The sequence below is a fragment of the Paenibacillus sp. HB172176 genome, from assembly GCF_011947265.1.
Lineage (GTDB): Bacteria > Bacillota > Bacilli > Paenibacillales > Paenibacillaceae > Pristimantibacillus.
The window spans coordinates 226,955-244,651 of record NZ_JAATHD010000005.1 but is presented as its reverse complement, the minus strand read 5'-3'; the positions used below and the strand labels follow the sequence as shown (position 1 = coordinate 244,651).

The following is a 17,697-nucleotide window of genomic DNA, read 5'->3' as shown; positions in this document are numbered from 1 at the left end:
AATCTTGCCGTCGAAGTACAAATCGCCGCTTGGACGACGGCCGATGTTGACGTTCAGTCCGTTGTTGTACTGCGAGGCCGCAATCGATGTTGTATTGGAATTGCTGAGGGTACCGTCCACATAGATGCGAAGCGCGGTTCCCGGCTCGTATACGCCAGCCAGATGCACCCACTGCCCCGTAGGCACGGCGGCGGCGCTATTGACGATTTGCACCGTCGTGCTGTTCGTTGCGATCTGGAACGAAGCCTTGCCGTCTGTCTCCACGTTCAGCGTCCAGCCCCGATTGCCATAAGCGCCCTGCTTGGCAATAATTCTGCCCGCATTCGCATAGGAATCGATATACACCCACGCCGACAGCGTCATCGCTCCGGTGAATCGCAGATTTGTCGGATTGCCCAAATTGACATAATCATCAGCTCCGTCGAAGCTGAGCGCGTTGTTCGTATGGCCGGTCGTCCAGATCGGGCCTCCCGCCAGCGTGCCGTCAAGTCCGTTGCCGGAGGAATCCCCTGCCGTCGTTCCCGATGCCTCGTCCAGACTCCAGTAGCCTGCAAGTCCAGGCTCCGTTGTCGCAGCCAATTCTCCAACCTCGCTGGAGGTAAGCACCTTGTTGTACGTCCGTACCTCATCGATCTTGCCGTCGAAGTACAAATCGCCGCTTGGACGACGGCCGATGTTGACGTTCAGTCCGTTGTTGTACTGCGAGGCCGCAATCGATGTTGTATTGGAATTGCTGAGGGTACCGTCCACATAGATGCGAAGCGCGATTCCCGGCTCGTATACGCCAGCCAGATGCACCCACTGCCCCGTAGGCACGGCGGCGGCGCTATTGACGATTTGCACCGTCGTGCTGTTCGTTGCGATCTGGAACGAAGCCTTGCCGTCTGTCTCCACGTTCAGCGTCCAGCCCCGATTGCCATAAGCGCCCTGCTTGGCAATAATTCTGCCCGCATTCGCATAGGAATCGATATACACCCACGCCGACAGCGTCATCGCTCCGGTGAATCGCAGATTTGTCGGATTGCCCAAATTGACATAATCATCAGCTCCGTCGAAGCTGAGCGCGTTGTTCGTATGGCCGGTCGTCCAGATCGGGCCTCCCGCCAGCGTGCCGTCAAGTCCGTTGCCGGAGGAATCCCCTGCCGTCGTCCCCGATGTCTCGTCCAGGCTCCAGTAGCCCATTAGACCAGGCGCCTCCGGCTCCACAATGTCCAGGAAGGACGTGCGAAGCAGCGTCGGATATACCCATGCATGGTTGTGGTAATAGCCGCTCGTATAGTTGAGTCTTCCAACAAGAGGGCGCGAGTCCTTGACATAATCCTCGTAATCCTCATCCTGATAAACCTCGGCCATCGCTTCATACAGGTTTCTGGCGTTACTGAAGCTTTGATTGCCGCCGCCATACGCCGTCGGCCATTCCGAGACATGGCCATTCACATAATAAAACATATTATCGAGTGCGAGCTTGATGCTCTTGCCGGACGGCGAAACATAAGTGAATAGATTCTCGCCGGTAGCATTCTTCACAATCTCGGCAGCAGAGGTCATCGGTCCAAGAGCAAAGTAATGATACCAGAGCGAATTCGTGCCCCGATTCGTCTCCGCCGGCAAGAAGCCCGTGGAATCAATCGTCGTGTCGATACGGTTCTTCAATTGAGTAGCCTTGGCTGCCATGCCGGTGGCATCGTCCAGGAACTGATACGACGCAACTTGTGCGTAGATGCTCCAATCCGTCCAGTTATTGGCGGAGGTAATCGACGCCCAGGCGGGAATCATGACCCCCGTCAGCCAATTGCCGAACTGTGTCTGATCGGAGGCGCTCCAGCCCGTATAGTCCTTGATGAGATCGGCAGCGTTCACAAGACCGACTCCGACATAGGCCGAGACGAGTCTGCCGTCCGTGCCCGTGACGGATGTATTCGTGCTCGCCCAGCCGTTCAGCAGCTCCTTGGCTTTGTCGGCATAAACCGTATTGCCGGTCAGTCTATAGGCAACCGCCGCAGCATACGAGGACTGGGCATCGATCTCCAGCCGAAGCTTCGCCGCATCATGCCCCGTCGGATCGGCATAATAGCCTGGAATATTCAGGACAGCAATGGCATGACTGGATTCGCCCAGCGCGTTGTTCGCATCAATCATCATCCGATCATAAGCCTCCGCCCACGGGGAAGCATTCGCATCCACCTGCGCTTTGATGGTCGTGAATTCACTTGATGTTACCAATCCTCCCGGATGGCTGTAGGCCGAAGCCGTCAAGGCAAAGGACAACAGAAGCATCAGGGACAACAGACCTGCCAACCACTTGCTACGCATGAACTTCATAAAAAATTTCCTCCTTGAGTTTGATATCCCACCATAATGAGAGCGATTTCATAAAGCGATATTCCTGCATCACCTCCCTTCAAGCCGGCGTCCGCTGTCTCACTCCTGTCGCGCAGACGCCGCTCGCTATTCCCGTTCCCGAACGAAGCGCCTCTAGCCTCGGCCTACCTGCACAAGCAGCACCCACTCGCTTCGGCGCTCCGCGCGTACCTTCAGCCGCTGTCCACTCCGCGTAACGGCTGCGGCCTGATGACGTTCGCCGCTGATCGGGTCAAGAAACGCCGCTTTGCAAGAATCGCTCTCCGCTATCGTCAGAAGGATGTCGATTTCCGACTGATCAGGCATATAGGCGACAAGCAAAGACTCGTCCCCCGACGACGCCAGAGCCATGCGAAGCTGCGCCGCTTCGGGATTATGAACAATTCGTTCCGAGGCAGGCTCCAGCTCCCACCAGCGGAAGGAACGAAAGATTCGGGCAAGAACGGCCATATGCTCCGATGAAGGGAAATTCATCGCGGCTCGATGAGAAACGCCCGGGTCCAGCTCCCAGTTCCACAGACCATATGCGCCATACGTATAGCCGCAGGCGCCCGACAGAAGGCTGAGATAGCCGGCGGCTCGCGAATCCCGGTCGGTTCCCTGATACTTGGGATGATGATTCGGCGTCATCCCTCCCGCATCGTAGAATGCCTCTCCGTTCACAACGGGCTTCGGCGGCAGCTTGCGAGCAAGTCCGCGAATCCACTCCTCAGCCTCGCGAAGAACCAGCTCCCGATTCCCGTTATGATGGCCGGTTTGACACATGCTGAAGCTGAGATACGGTTGTTCGAAATAGCTTTCCTCCGTAGCGGGAACCGCCGTCCCTGCGGGAGAGGTATTGGGATGCTGCGTAATCAGGTGCCGGCTCGTCACTGTGCGGATAGCTTCGCCCTGCCTGTCACAGGCTTCATGATAAGGAGCGTCGAAGGAAGGGGAATAGATGACGAAGGAGCCATTGAACCGGGCGGCCAGCATTCGGCCGTAATGCTCATAGTTCTCGTAGCTCACGATTGAATCTCCCTCGGTAAGTCGCCCCTTCGGGCAATAAAGACCGTTGAGCAGCACAACCAGACCATAATCGTTGGCGATACGAATCTTCTTCTGCACGCCCTGGTAGAAGGCCGGATTCCAGCGTTCGCCGCCTTCCAGGAGCCTGGCCTCGTTGCCGTCCATGTCCGAGGCGCGCCCGCCTCCCCAATTCAGACAAACCTGCACGACATTGAAGCCTTTGGCCGCCCGATCCTGAATATACGCGAGCCACTCCGCCTCCTTCGCCCGGAAGAAAGCCGGCCATACCGTATCTCCAAGCCAGAAGAACGGCTCTCCGTCGGCATGCTGCAAATAACGGCCATTGCCGCTTGGCTTCAACATGCCGCAACGGTACAGAGCATTAGGCTCATCCGGCAAAACGGCTTCAACCTCCACTTCGCCGATTTGCGCGTGCAAGCCTGCATCCTCCGTGTGAGAGCAGCTTGTGCGATAGCTCCATTTGCCGGGCGAAGGGAAAGCAATGGTCGCCGCAAACCGTTCCTCTCCATCCCAATAAGCCCATGTATGAATGGATTGCACTCCGGGTCTGGTGAATACGACCTCCACCTCAACATCCGAATAAGGGTTGTCATAGTCGTTCTGCGCTGCAAGCGTCAATTCGAAGCGACGCCATGAGCTCGCCCGGAACAAAGCCGAGGCATGCTTCATCAAGTTATTCTGCCTGTTCATCTTGTTACGCCTCCTCTCCGCGCACGGTCAAATGCTTATAATGGGTATGACTGCTTCGATGGGAAGAGAAGCCGACCATGCCATGCTCATAAGGCCGATCCTGGTCCGTGAACGCTAGCAGAAGCTCCCCGTTCACGAACAGGGAAAATTGATTGCCGCTGGCCTTGACCGCTAGCTTGTAAGCTTCTCCATGTCTCCAGACGTAAGGCTCTGCGGCTAATTCCTTGTAGCCGTTATCATTCTTGAGAAGCACGATTCGCGCCGATTCGCCTTGTCCTCTCAGTCCGGCCGCATAGGAGCGAATGGCGCCCTGCACCCGGAAATTGATCATATGGTCATAACCAAGTCTGGGAACAAGCTCAGTCTCAAGCGTTAGATCCTTCCAATCAAGCTGGCCGGTATAGGCCTCTGCCGACGCGCCGGCATAGCTTGCGCTTAATTCCCCGGCCTCCAGCGTCCAGAGTCCGCGAAGATGCGTCAACTGACTGACCTCAAGGTGGGTCCCGCTCCAACGCTCGATTCTTTCCTTTGCAAAGTCCAGTGTATAGTTCGGACTTCCCCTCAGCGAGAAATCGTCCATGAAAACGACCAAAGTAGCGTACTTCGCCTCCGTCGGAATATACTCGATGCCCGCCCTATCAAGACAGGCTCCGCTCAAATAGGGAATTTGAAAATCCAGCTCCTCCCAGTGATCGGGGCGAAGCGACGCCTTCGGGCCGTACAAGCGCTCCCCGCTGTTGCGATCATGAACAAAGATTCTTGCTTGAATCGCTCCCGGAGCTCCTGCGGAAGGAAGCATCACCTTACAGGAAACCTTCTGACCCGGATACAGAATCGGTGAAAATGCCGGATCGTATCGGTTATCATTGAAATCCTCCGGACCGTAGTAGGTTTGCAGATAGACGCGGTACCCGCAGCCTCCGATCACCTTGTCGAACATCGCCTTCAGCGATCTTCTGCCCGAAGCCGACACTTCCTCGGAGTTCTCGACAGAGGCTGTGACGCCATGATCCGCTTCCATTCGGAACGCATGCGTCGATCCCGGATACTCGAAATGGCAGTGCAGCCCTTCTCGGCCCAGGATCGATTGCCAGACGTCCGGAATCGGCTGTTCTGCCAGCAAGTAGCCGAATTGGGCGATATAGGAGGCGCACCACGGAAGATCGAGAATATTCAGAGAGCCGATTACACTTGAGCAGCATAACAAATCATTGATGGGCTTTCTCCACATCTCTCCAATCCCGGACAAGCCGTTCATGACGCCAAGGATAGCCCCGACATTCGCAACGTTGCAGTCCGTGTCCCAGCCGCACATGTTGCAAATGTTAATGGATCTTGAGAAATCTCCTTCCCCGTACAGCAGCGAAAGCACGACAACCGCAGCATTCGGAATAATATGGCAAACGCCTGGATATTTCGCATAGTCATAGCGCTCCTTCACACAGGCGAAGCCTTTACGCCAGTTATCGGGTCGATCCCTGTAGATCCACATAACGTCGCGAACCATCTCAGCGTAACGGGAATCCGCGGGCAGAACCGCAAGCCCTTGCTCCAGAATGCTGGCAGCCTTGCGTTCCTCGAACGCAGCAGCAACGCATGCTGCGATAAACATGCCGCCATTCTTTCCTTCCCCGTCATGGGAGACACTGGCCATTTTGGCAGCATATTCGGCCGCCAGCCCCGGTCTGCCGGGAGCGATCAGCCCCCATACCTCGATAAAGATTTGTCCGCCAATCTGTTCGGCAACGGCGATTCCATTTCGTTCAATCGAACCCGATTCCGGGGCCGGTATGCCGCTGCGCAAATTCAGATACGCCGTATGCTCCGTAGAGTGACCGTAACCGCCCCACCAGAAAAATCCATGCCCGTCCGGCGCGTAATTAAGCCAGGCAAGCCCCATCTGCTCCGGCGTGATGTCCCGTGTATGCGTATAATCCTCCAACGCGCGAAGGAAGAACAGCGGTCCGTTCGTATCATCGTCCGCTGCGAAATTTTTGAATTGATGCACATAGCCCGCTATCTCTCCGAAGGCTCTCTCAATGCGCTCGTAACTCCATTGCTCGATATTGCCCCCATGCCTGACTCCAATAACCTTTCCCAGCCACCCTGCGTACACCCTTTCGGGATAGTCGGAAGGAAGCACCAGGGATTGCCGCTGCGCATCGGTCACCATTTTCCGCCTCCTTTATCTCGCTCTGCCAGCTCTTTTCGAGGCTGACCAGGCAGAACTTGCTCCCGCCTGGCCGTGCTTCTTCGGAAAGCTTAACCTTTTGCAGCCTGATAAGCGGCCGAATATTCGTCGATAACCTTCTGCCCGCCATTTTCGAGCCACTTCTGAATAGCGCTGTCCCATCCCTTGTCGTCGATCGCGCCCATAATGTATTTGGTCTTCGCCTCATCCATAATCTTGGTCAGCTCGCTGCCCACTTCGGTTTGCGTAGCCGACAGATACGGATTGGATTTATCGGTAATCGCATATGGCTCGTTAGCCTTGAGCATCTCCCCGAATTTCTGCACGATCTCCGGATTTTCGCCGCTCATCGCCTTGCTTCCGTCATCCCATTTCATTTGACGAAGCGGGTTGATCTCGGTGGAATCCAGAAGCGTTTGCTCTTCCGTGCGGACAGGCTTGCCGTTCGACAACGAATAATGCTGTCCTTCAATGCCCCATGCGAACAGATTTTGCATTTCCTCGTCGCCCATTTTATCGAAGAAGCCCAGAACGCCCTTCAGCGCTTCTTCTGTCTTCACGCTTGTTTTCGGAAACAAGAAGACACCGTTATATCCCGTTGTCGCCAGCACCCGAACGCCTTGCGGTCCGGTTATCGGCTGCAGAATGTCGATGACAGCCGACGAATTGAGCTTATAGAGATCTTCGTGCTTGTAAGCGGCATCATCAATAACCGAGAAATAAATACCGGCCTTCTCCTGATTGATTTGGTCGTTCCGGTTAGCAACCGCGAAATCCTGCGTGATAAGCTTCTCGTCGTACATTTTCTTCACGAGCTGAAGCGCTTGCTTGTATTCGTCATACATAAAGGCAGGCTTTAATTTGCCATCCTCTTCTCCCCAATTGTTAGGGGCTCCGAGATATAACGCGATTTGGTTGAGCGCGCCGATATTTTTGTCCTCGGCAATGCCGTAAGTGTCATTCTTGCCGTTGCCGTCAGGATCGTTGAGCGTGAAGGCCTTTGCAACCTCATACAGCTCGTCAATTGTCGTCGGCTCCTTCAAACCCAAATTGTCCAGCCAATCCTTGCGATAGATAACCCCGTATCTCGCAAGCGGGCGATGACGGTAAATGCCGTATATTTTGTTGTCTATCGAAATATTCTCCAGCACTTGTTCGTTCATTTGCGACAAATTCGGATAATCATTCAGGTAGCGACCGATCTCCCAGAACATGCCCGACCGAATGGAATTGATAACCGAGGTCGATTTCTGATTCAAGACCAGAAGCGTCTGAGGAAGCTGGCCCGAGGCAACCGTTACATTCAACTTATCCTCATAGGCCGTCGAAGGAACCCAGGTAATATCCAGCTTCGTATTCGTATATTCCTCCATCTTCAGCAGCACCTGATTCGTCGATTTCGGAGGTTCGGTGCCATAGAAGATATTCATCATGGATATGGACAACGGCTTTGTCTGTTCAGGCAGAGCGGTTGCGCTAGCCTCGTTTCCGCTTGCGGCGCTTGTTGCGCTCGCTTGATTTGAAGGCTCGTTGTTGCTTTTGCCGCAGCCCGCAAGAAGCGCGCTCCCCAACAACGATACTGCCAATAAAGAAGTAACCATCCGATTTCTATTAAACATGCTTAATGACCTCCCATAGTCGACAAGAATGGATATTAACCTTTCACCGAGCCGAGCAGCACGCCTTTGGCGAAATGACGTTGCAGAAACGGATACACCAACAAAATCGGCACGGTGGATATGACGATGACCGCCATCTTGATAATGGCCGGCGGCGGAACGATAAACGAGTCGTCGAAGTTCTGCGAATCTCCGATGCCGCCCTGCGACAAGATAATAATTTGCCGCAGCCAAACCTGAATCGGCCATTTGTGAGCATCGTTCATATACAGAATTGCATTAAAGAACGTGTTCCAGTGACCAACTGCGTAAAATAACCCGAATGTTGCCAACGCCGAGCCCGACAAGGGAAGAACAATACGGAACAACACGCCATAATCCGAACAACCGTCGATTCTGGCCGATTCCTCCAGCCCCTCGGGCAATTGCTGAAAGAAGTTTTTTAACACGATTAAATTAAATGCATTGATCAAGCCTGGGAGAACCAGCGACCAGTAGCTGTCAAGCAGATGCAGCGACTTGACGACGAGATAAGTTGGAATCATGCCTCCGCTGAAGATCAGGGTGAACACAATCATCAGCATGAGAAACCGACGGCCTGCGAGATCCTTGCGCGCAAGCGGATAGGCCATTAATACAGTGGCAAACAAATTGATAAGCGTTCCCACAACAGCCAGAATAATGGTCACGCACAAGCTTCGCGTAATGGTCGAAGTCGAAAAGATGTAACGATACCCGTCGAGCGAGAAGCTCGTGGGAAATAGCACGAAGCCCTTGCGCAGCAATTCTGCAGATGAGGTGAAAGATGCCGCAACAACATAGAGAAACGGGATAAAGCTTAGCATTGCGAATATTGCAAGGACGATTGCAAGCGACACGTCGAATATTCGGCTGTAAAAAGACGTTCTGGTCATGCCAATCCCCTCTCAATAAATTCCTTCTTCGCCGAATCGTTTGGCCAGCCTATTCGCCGTCACGACCAGCACAAGACCTATAACCGACTTGAACACGCCTACTGCCGTGCTGTAGCTAAACTGCCCGGACTGAATGCCCGCTGAATATACATAGGTGTCGAATACCTCCGCAACCTCCCGGTTCATGGCGTTCATATTGAGGAAGATTTGCTCGAAGCCTGTATCCAGGAAATGGCCAAGCCGCAAAATCAACAGAATGACAATTGTACTGCGAATGGCGGGCATCGTAACATGCCAGAGCTGGCGAAGCCGACCTGCTCCGTCTATTCTGGCCGCCTCGTACAATTGCGGATCGACGCCGGCCAGGGCCGCAAGGAAAATAATTGTTCCCCACCCGGTATCCTTCCAAATCACTTGACCGGTAATCATCGTGCGGAACCACTCTCCGCTGAGCAGAAAGCTGATCTTCTCGAAGCCCATAGCGGCCAGCCATTCATTAACCAGACCGCCCTCCGTCGTAAAAAAGAGATACCCAATGCCGACAACGACAACCCACGATACAAAATGCGGAATATAGATAATGGTCTGTATCAATCGCTTGTAAGACTGCAACCGCACCTCATTCAGCATCAGAGCCAAGATAATTGGCAGCGGGAAAAAGAAAACCAGATTATAAATTGCGAGCAAAAACGTGTTGCGAAACAGCACCCAGAAAGTCGGATTCGAGAAGAAGCGTTCAAAATGCTTGAACCCTACCCACTCGCTTCCGCCAAATCCGAGAAAGGGCTGGTAATCCTGAAAAGAAATGATGATGCCCCACATCGGAACATATTTAAAAATAAGGAAGAATAAAAATCCGGGCAAAAGCATCATGTAAAGTCGATGATTTCTTCGAAGATAAAGCCACGTGGAATGGTTTGACGATATGGACGAAACGCCTCCCTTTTTCAAATGTTTGTACAACCGATTCACCGAAATTCCTCCTCGCCTGTCTGGAATGGCTCAAGCATAATCGGTAATCGCGTAACCGTGAATAATCATTATCGAGCCAAGTGCGCAAAGTCGCTTCAAAGCCGACAGTATAATCCTGCCTTGCAAAAGCGATAATCATCTTGAAGTGCGCTCATGCCGCTTACCGGGATTGCTTGCGCACGGCTTCCCTGTATTGACCGGGGGTCATCCCCTCCAGCTTGCGAAAGTAACGAATAAAGTTCTGTGAATTGTTGTATCTTAACCGTTCGGCAATCTCGCCTACCAACATATCTGTTTGCTCCAGCCATTTCTTCGAAATTTCCACCCTGTATTGCGACAAATACTCGCTAAAGTTCATGCCCGTCTCCTTGCGGAAAACTTGCCGGATATAGCTTGGATGATAATTAAGCCGGGCGGCGCACGCCTCAAGGGTCAGATCGGCAACAAAGTCGAAATGAATAATATCTTTCACCTTCTGGGAAATGGACTTGAACTGCACCTCTCTCTCCGCTTCAAGCAGACGAATCGCAGGCAGAATCAATTCGCTCTCGAACCAATGCCGATAATCCAGGATGGTGCGCAGCTTCAGGAACTGCTCAAGCAGCGGCGTTTGCTCATCGTTCCAAAGCGATTTCAGCGATTCCGTTTGATCCTGCATCCCCTCAATCACTACCGTCATCAACCGCAGCAGCGCAAATCTGATCTCCTCCGCAGTATAGGCTTCGCTGGAGAGCTCCATAAACACGATATCCAGCCCCTTCAGCGCCTTCTCCTGGTCCCCGCGTTTTATGGCGTCCAATAGCAGCTCTCCCGATTGCTCCTTCAGCAAGAGCGAGAAGGGATTTCGATTAGGCTGGACATCCTCCATCAGCAGAACGGCGGGCTCGTCAAATTCCGCTTGCGCTTTCAAAGCGTTAACCGCCTCGCCCATCGCAATGTAAGCGCCCTTCAAATCCTCGAACGGACGGCTTATTCCGATACGAACAGGCAATTGCAGAATCTTGAGAATGGTGGATTGAAACTTCTCCGCATGGGCTACGATGGCCGATTTCCATGCCTTCGAATCCAAGGCTGAAGTACCGAATACCGTCGCCTGATAAGGATAAGTCAGCACCGGGGAAAGTCTCTCCGAATCGTCGAACAATTCCCCTGCTATATTGTTAATCGCGAACATCAACAAATCTCTGTCCTCTTCCTTGTAGCGAGTTCCCTCAAGCGTCATAATCTCCACAGCCATGACACTCATCATTCGGTTACTGTTGACAATTCCGAATTTAACCGTGCGTTCTCTAATCTCGCGCGCGGGTATGGGGCTTTGAAGCAGCCTTGCGACAAAGTATTCGCGCAAATAGCGGAACTGATCCTCCAGCTTCTCGGCCATCTCTGACTGGGATCGCGTCAGATTGACGATTCGCTCGCCAATCTGTTCGAGCTCGTCCCCGCTCCTCCAGCGAGAAGAGCCGGGCGACCGGCCTTCTTCCGCCGTATTCCCTGTCGCATTCTCGTAGAGAACTCGAATAGGCTGATACAAACGTCTTGAGCCCAGAAAAGACAAGCAAAACGCCAACATCAGATTGGCCGCGCACACGAGCAGCGTGAAGATGCCGATTGAATTCGAATCGCGCAGCAGAGCTCGAAGCGGCGTAATCGATACATAGGTCCACCCGTTGTAAGCAGCCTTGCGGTAAGTAACAAGCACCTCGATTCCGTTCCATTCAGTCTTGAGGCTTCCCGTCGCTTTCTCGTCGGCAGACTGAGATTGGATGTTATCTCGAACCATCCGATTGAATTCAGCTTCCTTCGCTTCAACATCATCCCCCCCAGTCAGCAAGCGGAATTGGGAATCAAGAATGGCTGTGCTGCCTCCGTTTCCTAAATCCGTCGTGTTCAGATATCTCTTCAGCTCATAGCCGGGAATGCTGGTCAGCAGCAATCCGCGTGGCTGTATCGTATTAATCGGCAGCTTCTTCAACAAGAAGATGGAATTGGAGGCCGTGCTGTCATTCTGAGGCATCTCGCCCCGCTCCTTCAAGTCCTGATAACTGAGCCAAAGCGAGGCTTCCTGACCGTCAAGCAAGGAAATCCACATATCAGCGTCCTCCCATTCGTCCAAGGCCTTGTAGCCTTGATTGCTAACAACCCAGCCATATTGCATATTAGCCAGAACAATATCCTGAATACCGAATTGAAACGATTGAAGCCGATGAAGCGAGCTCTCCAGTTCTTCGATCTGAACGAATTCAGAGGCCGTGAAATTTTGACGAAGAGTGTTGTTCAAATAAGGTGAATTAATAAATTGCGTTACCGTATTGTCAATTCCGAGAAGATTTTGTTCCACCCTCAATTGCGTCTGCTGCAGAAGCTGGGCATTCGCGGCTTCCGCCTGCCTGATCACCGTGCCAGACACGCGGTTGAAGGAGAACAAACCTACCAGAATAACCGGTATAGCTCCAATCAAAAGCCCTGCCACAAGCAGCTTCCGCCAATAATTCGATGCTCGAAACTTCACCTGTGCTTCATCCTTTCTTTGCTCTTTGATGCATGATACGAGCTTTTTCTTATCCAGCAAAAAAATCGCAAGTCCAGCATAGCATTAACTCCTCGGGATTGTATACAATATGTATATAACTTTAACGATTATGGAGATGATCTGCTATAAAAAATGGCGTTGAATGCTCTGGCAGCGTATTCGTATAGATCAAAAAAGACGCCTTTCGAGGATAAGAACCTGTCCTAACAGGTCGCATCCTGGAAAAGCATCCACGTGCATTCGCAATTCATAGCCTTCTTGTACAAGCCTGCGTCTCCTGCCATCCGCATGAGAAAAGGAGGTAAATCGGGATAGAATCTCCCGATTTACCTCCGAGTTTCTTAGCTCAGCGTCTCCGCCCGCCGCCTCCTCCCATTTGCGATTGGGTAATTTCAGTAATTTTCTCCCCATTTACCGTAACATTGCCACCATTTAATTTCGCGGTGCCGTCGGAATCGAATGCCGAGGATGCTTCGACCGTAATTGTGCCGCCATTAATATAAATATCACCGTTCGAATCAAATGCGTCCGTATCGCCGCCAGCCATGCTCACATTAATTGTGCCGCCATTCACCTCGATAATGACATCGGAATCAACCTTTTTCGAAGCATTGATGCCGTCGTCGGTTGCATACAGAGTAATTTGACCGCCATTAATTTGAACATGGGTTGCTTCAATGCCTTCCACACTCGTCTCTATTTGGATGATGCCGCCATCAATTTGAACCATATTATTGCCGCGAATCGCATCATCGCCCGCCGAAATGTTCAATGTGCCATTCAGCATATAGATGTTGCCCAATGAAGAATCATCGTCGTTTTTGCTTTGCAACGCATCATTGCCGGAAGTAATCGTAAGGGCTCCATCATAGATCAGAATGGCATCATTTGCCTCCAGCCCATCCGCAGAGGCTTGAATCGTATATACGCCTCCCGTAATTTTGAGATCATCCTTGGAGGAGACGCCATTGCCTTCGTTGGATACAATATCCAGAGATCCAGTGCCATTGAGGACGATATCCGATCTGGAGAAAATAACCGCATCCAAATGGGTATCTCCATCCGCTGCATAACTGCCGGTAACCTCCATGAAATTGCTGCTGTCCGTCGATGTCACAAATACCTTATCGGCCGACTTCACATAGATGGCCGGGGCATCTTCATTCGTGATGGTAACGCCCGCAAGCACAATTTGCACCTTCGCATCGTCGGATGCTTCAACGAAAATTGTCATATTCTCCGCTTCTCCGCTTAACACGTAAACGCCTTCGTCACTCAAAGTCACATCTTTATTGCTCTCCAGTTGGATTTCGGTTGCGGACGAGAGATCTGCCGTCTGTTCAAGATCCCTGTTGCTGAATAGCTCCGATGGAACTAGAAGCGAGGCCTCTGCTGCTGAACCTGCTGATTCTTCGGAAGCCTCTGTTGGCGTTACATCCTCCGCCTTTGCCGCCGTTGTCTCGCTTGATGTTACGATCGCGGTGTTTTGAACGTTTGCTGTCTTCGCACCGTCATCTTGCGCAGTCGAGCAACCTGCTGCAGAGATGCTGAGCAATAAGGCCATGGTCGCAATGCTTATGCTTTTGATTTTATTGTTTTTCATCGATCAACACTCCTCATATCGTAATTTCTTTATCAGCGATTATTATCGTTTCATCTGATAGTGCCATCATAAGCTGCTTTCCTTTAATCAATCTTAAAGAATGAAAAAGATGCCCCCCTTCGACAAGAATCTGCTGCAACAGACCCTGGCCAGGGAAAGCATCTTTTATAAACAGGCTCCTATATTGAGCTTGATTTGAAGTATCAGATCAAATCCGACTTTTCTAACAGACGTTTCACGATAGTTGCCACTTCTGCGCGGGTGATGTTCGCTTGCGGCGCAATCTTCTGGCCGCCTCTGCCCGTCACGATGCCGGCTTTCAGGCTGTCCGCAATTCCTTCGAGCGCCCAAGACGAGACAGCTTGCGCATCCCGGAAAGCCGAGATAATCTCGTCAGGCATCGAAACTCCCAATTGATTCGAAAGCCCTGTAATTCGCATCGCTTTCGCGATAACGAGCATGGCCTGTTCGCGTGTCAGCTTATCGGCCGGACGGAAGGTACCGTCCTCAAAACCGTCAATCAGACCATATGAACGGGCTGTCGCAACCGCGCCGGCATACCATGCGGAAGCCTCCACATCCAGGAAGTCGCTTCCTTCCGTATCCGCTCTGAGCCCCAGGGCGCGTACCATGATAGCCGCGAATTCCGCACGGGTAATTTCCCTATCAGGTCCAAACTCTCCCTCGCCGATTCCTTCCACGATCATCCGCGAACCCATATCGTTAACGGCATTCATCGCCCAATGCTTCGTCATATCCTTGAACGAAACTGGATGCCAGACAACCGCATACGTGCTATTCGTCAAGCTGCTGATTTGAGCGTAATAGTCGCCTTCGTTCTCTATGACCTTCGTCGGCACATGACGAACGGTACCATCCGTCTCTACTACGACACCAGTCGTAATCCGATTCGGATCCACGCTCTCGGGTATGTTCACCGAACGTTCTACATAAGCGTTAAAAGTTGTTACTTCTACAGACTGTCCAGCATACTCCGCCGTTACTTTGAAATTGACCGGGGGCACAGCAATAGTCAATCCTTCCCGATTCACGGCGTCTTGAACCAACTGTTGCCTATCATTCAGCGGCGTGCCGATCTCAATTTTGATCTTAATATCCTGAAGGTCCGGCTCCGTGCCTAGATGCTCCCATATTGCATCAATGTCAATCTGGGACGCGGGCAGAGTATACGAAGCATTCTCCGTACGAATTTCGAGAATTGCCTGTGATTCCTCCATGCTCTTAATCATTCTTCCGTTTAATTCAGCGATGGCAACATCGCTGCTTGTCTGAACCGGTATCGTAATAAGCGATTGCTCGCCCGCCGCCTCCAGACGATTCAGCAATTGCTGCTCATTCACGATGACTCTTGTCACTTGCTGTCCATTAAGAAAGCTTGTAATGGCAACACCGGTATATTCGGGCTTACCGTTCACAAGAACGATTACGCCCGTTGAATTGGACTGGGCCGGGGGGGCGCTTCGATACACGCTGAGCGTGTAGGTGCGCGTGGTGCCATCCTCAGCCTTAATCTCGATGTTCACCTCATTGTTGCCGATAATCAGCTCGACTTCTTCTTCCGCAGCTCCATTGCCATCCGGCGTTAAGGCCTGCCCGTTAACGGCAATTGCCGCATGTGTATCGTTCGCGCGGAGTGAAATCGTCAGTTTGCGCACGCCGTAGCTCACCTTTGCAGTGTAAGCAAGCTCGTTTGGCACGAATGCCGGTGAAAGCTGTCCCTGACTGATCGTCAATTGCTGCAGCGCATTATCATTCGAGAGTACCTGTACCGTACGCTCGACTGATGCCGAGTTCCCCGATGAATCCTCGGCGGTATAAGTCAGCGTATAGAGTCCGGGAACATTCCCATTCACAGCTCCCTGAATGATAATACTGCCGCTGATGTCTCCCTCAAAGCTGTCTTCAGCCGTGGCGCCCGCTTCTATATAGGTTTCACCAAGAGCCAACTGCTGCGATTGATCCCCGTTTAACGTAATCACCGGTTTCGTCGTATCGACGACATGCACCAGTCTGGATTGCTCAATTGCCGAGTTGCCCGCCGCATCGGTTGCGTTGTACTTCAGCTCATAATTGCCAAGCGTCGTCGAATCTACACTTCCCGTTACAATTAATGCTTCCGAGATCGCTGCATCGTAATTGTCCGTGACGACGGAGCCTGGATCAACAAACGGAGTTCCAGCTTCATGCTGCAGATCCGCATCCCCATTCAGAACGATGACCGGCGAAGTCCCGTCATACATAATGGTGAACGGAGTTGCCGCCGTGTTATCGTTGCCGATATTGTCGGTCGCAATGCCTGCCGCAATCTCTACTGTTATTTCGCCGTCTCCTGATGGAAGAATATCCGCCGTATAGAGAGAACCGGACGTGGCTTGCAGATTGTCCGCGCTTCCTCCTGTAACCTCGATATCGCCAAGCTCAAAGCCGAGCACATCTTCGCTGAATGCAATCGTGATTTGAAAAGGCGATTGATTCGTCAGGTTCGATTCGTTTGAAGCTATTGATACGGTCGGAGCAGTTGCGTCATATGTGATTGACAGCGGCGTTGCCGCCAGGTTGCCGTTGCCGGCTTCGTCCGATGCAACATTTGCCGAGACGGAGATCGTTACCGCTCCATCGGCTGCCGGCGTAATGATAGCCGTGTACGTCTTGTCATCTACAGCCTGGAAGGAGCTCGCGTTGCCATTCGATACTGCTATATCCGCAATATTAAAGCCAGCTACCGGCTCGCTGAACGTAACCGTCACCGGGAATGTCGATTCGTTCGTCGTCGCCGATGCGGTTGTCGTAATCGCGACGGTCGGCTGCGTTGAATCATAGACAATGCTCAGTACATTCGAAGCGATGTTTCCGTGGTCTGCCTTATCAATAACCGAATCCGCGTCGATCGAGACAGTCGTCTCTCCGTCTGCAGCTGATGCGATGGTGGCCGAATAGATCAAATTATTGCTCGTAAAAAGGTTGCTCGCACTGCCGTTTGTCACAATAAGATCAGATATCGTGAAGCCGGTTACCGGCTCGCTGAACGTAATCGTCACGTTGAAGGACGAATCCTTCGTCGGACTCGGCTCGTTGGACGTAATTGCGACGGTCGGCTGCGTCACGTCTTCGATGACAACATGCACGACGTTGCTCGTTGCGCTTGCCGTCTTGACTCCCGGCACAGTATTATTCGTATTCGTTACAAGCACGTAATAATACACATCATTGGCGGTCGAAGTCGGAACGGTGAAGGTTTTGGAAGTTGCTCCTACAACGAATGCTCCGCCTGACTTGCTGTTCGCAGTATTCCGAATCCATTGGTAATCCAGACTGCCTCCATCCGCCACGCTGGCATCCGCTTCGAGCACCAGCACATCAGCTTCAGGGACTGTTGCTCCAACAGGCTGAAGGGTAATGGTCGGCGTTTCCGCATCAAGCAAGTCGTTCACCACCACATGCGCCGTCGCGCTCCTCACGCTTGCCGTCTTCGTTCCGGAGACGCTCTCATCCGTATTCGTAACAACGACATAATAATAGTCGTCGCGGGCTGCACCGGTCGATACTGTATACGTTGAGCTCGTCTGACCGTTCAAGGCAAAGCCGCCCAGATTACTATCCACGCTGTTCCTATACCACTGATAGCTCAGCGTTCCACTAACCGTCGTCGCAGCGACCGACAGGAGAATTCCCGGGTCGCCTTCATTCGCCGTCGCGCCTTGCGGCTGCGTCCCGATTGTCGGCGGCGTCGCGTCGGCCAGTTCGTTCACCACGACATGCGCCGTCGC

General features: G+C 52.4%; 9 protein-coding genes. All 9 read right to left on the bottom strand.

Translation table 11 applies throughout. The features are described 5' to 3' along the window. On the bottom strand, positions 1 to 2,322 hold a 2,322-nt coding region (locus HFP08_RS09855), incomplete at its 3' end, for a LamG-like jellyroll fold domain-containing protein (RefSeq protein WP_168120418.1). Positions 2,323 to 2,475: 153 nt separating this feature from the next. Continuing rightward, a complete protein-coding gene (locus tag HFP08_RS09850) occupies positions 2,476 to 4,080 on the bottom strand; it encodes a glycoside hydrolase family 140 protein (RefSeq protein WP_168120417.1) in 1,605 nt (534 codons plus the stop codon). Between the two features lie 4 nt (positions 4,081 to 4,084). Further along, on the bottom strand, positions 4,085 to 6,253 hold the full coding sequence (locus tag HFP08_RS09845; protein WP_168120416.1) for an ADP-ribosylglycohydrolase family protein: 2,169 nt from the start codon (positions 6,251 to 6,253) through the stop codon (positions 4,085 to 4,087). Positions 6,254 to 6,342: 89 nt separating this feature from the next. After that, on the bottom strand, positions 6,343 to 7,890 hold the full coding sequence (locus HFP08_RS09840) for an extracellular solute-binding protein (protein WP_168120415.1): 1,548 nt from the start codon (positions 7,888 to 7,890) through the stop codon (positions 6,343 to 6,345). Between the two features lie 35 nt (positions 7,891 to 7,925). Then, the gene (locus tag HFP08_RS09835) at positions 7,926 to 8,804 is read right to left on the bottom strand and encodes a carbohydrate ABC transporter permease (protein WP_168120414.1); all 879 of its coding nucleotides are present in this window, start codon (positions 8,802 to 8,804) and stop codon (positions 7,926 to 7,928) included. A 12-nt stretch (positions 8,805 to 8,816) separates the two neighbouring features. Continuing rightward, positions 8,817 to 9,677, bottom strand: coding sequence for an ABC transporter permease (locus tag HFP08_RS09830; RefSeq protein WP_346768729.1), 861 nt, complete (start codon positions 9,675 to 9,677; stop codon positions 8,817 to 8,819). A gap of 259 nt (positions 9,678 to 9,936) precedes the next feature. Then, positions 9,937 to 12,285, bottom strand: a complete 2,349-nt coding sequence (locus HFP08_RS09825) for a helix-turn-helix domain-containing protein (protein WP_168120413.1) — start codon at positions 12,283 to 12,285, stop codon at positions 9,937 to 9,939. A 367-nt stretch (positions 12,286 to 12,652) separates the two neighbouring features. Further along, entirely contained in the window at positions 12,653 to 13,909 is a 1,257-nt protein-coding gene (locus HFP08_RS09820; RefSeq protein ID WP_168120412.1) for a carbohydrate-binding domain-containing protein, read from the bottom strand. A gap of 203 nt (positions 13,910 to 14,112) precedes the next feature. After that, positions 14,113 to 17,697: Ig-like domain-containing protein (locus tag HFP08_RS09815; RefSeq protein WP_168120411.1), on the bottom strand; the 3,585-nt coding region annotated here is incomplete at its 5' end.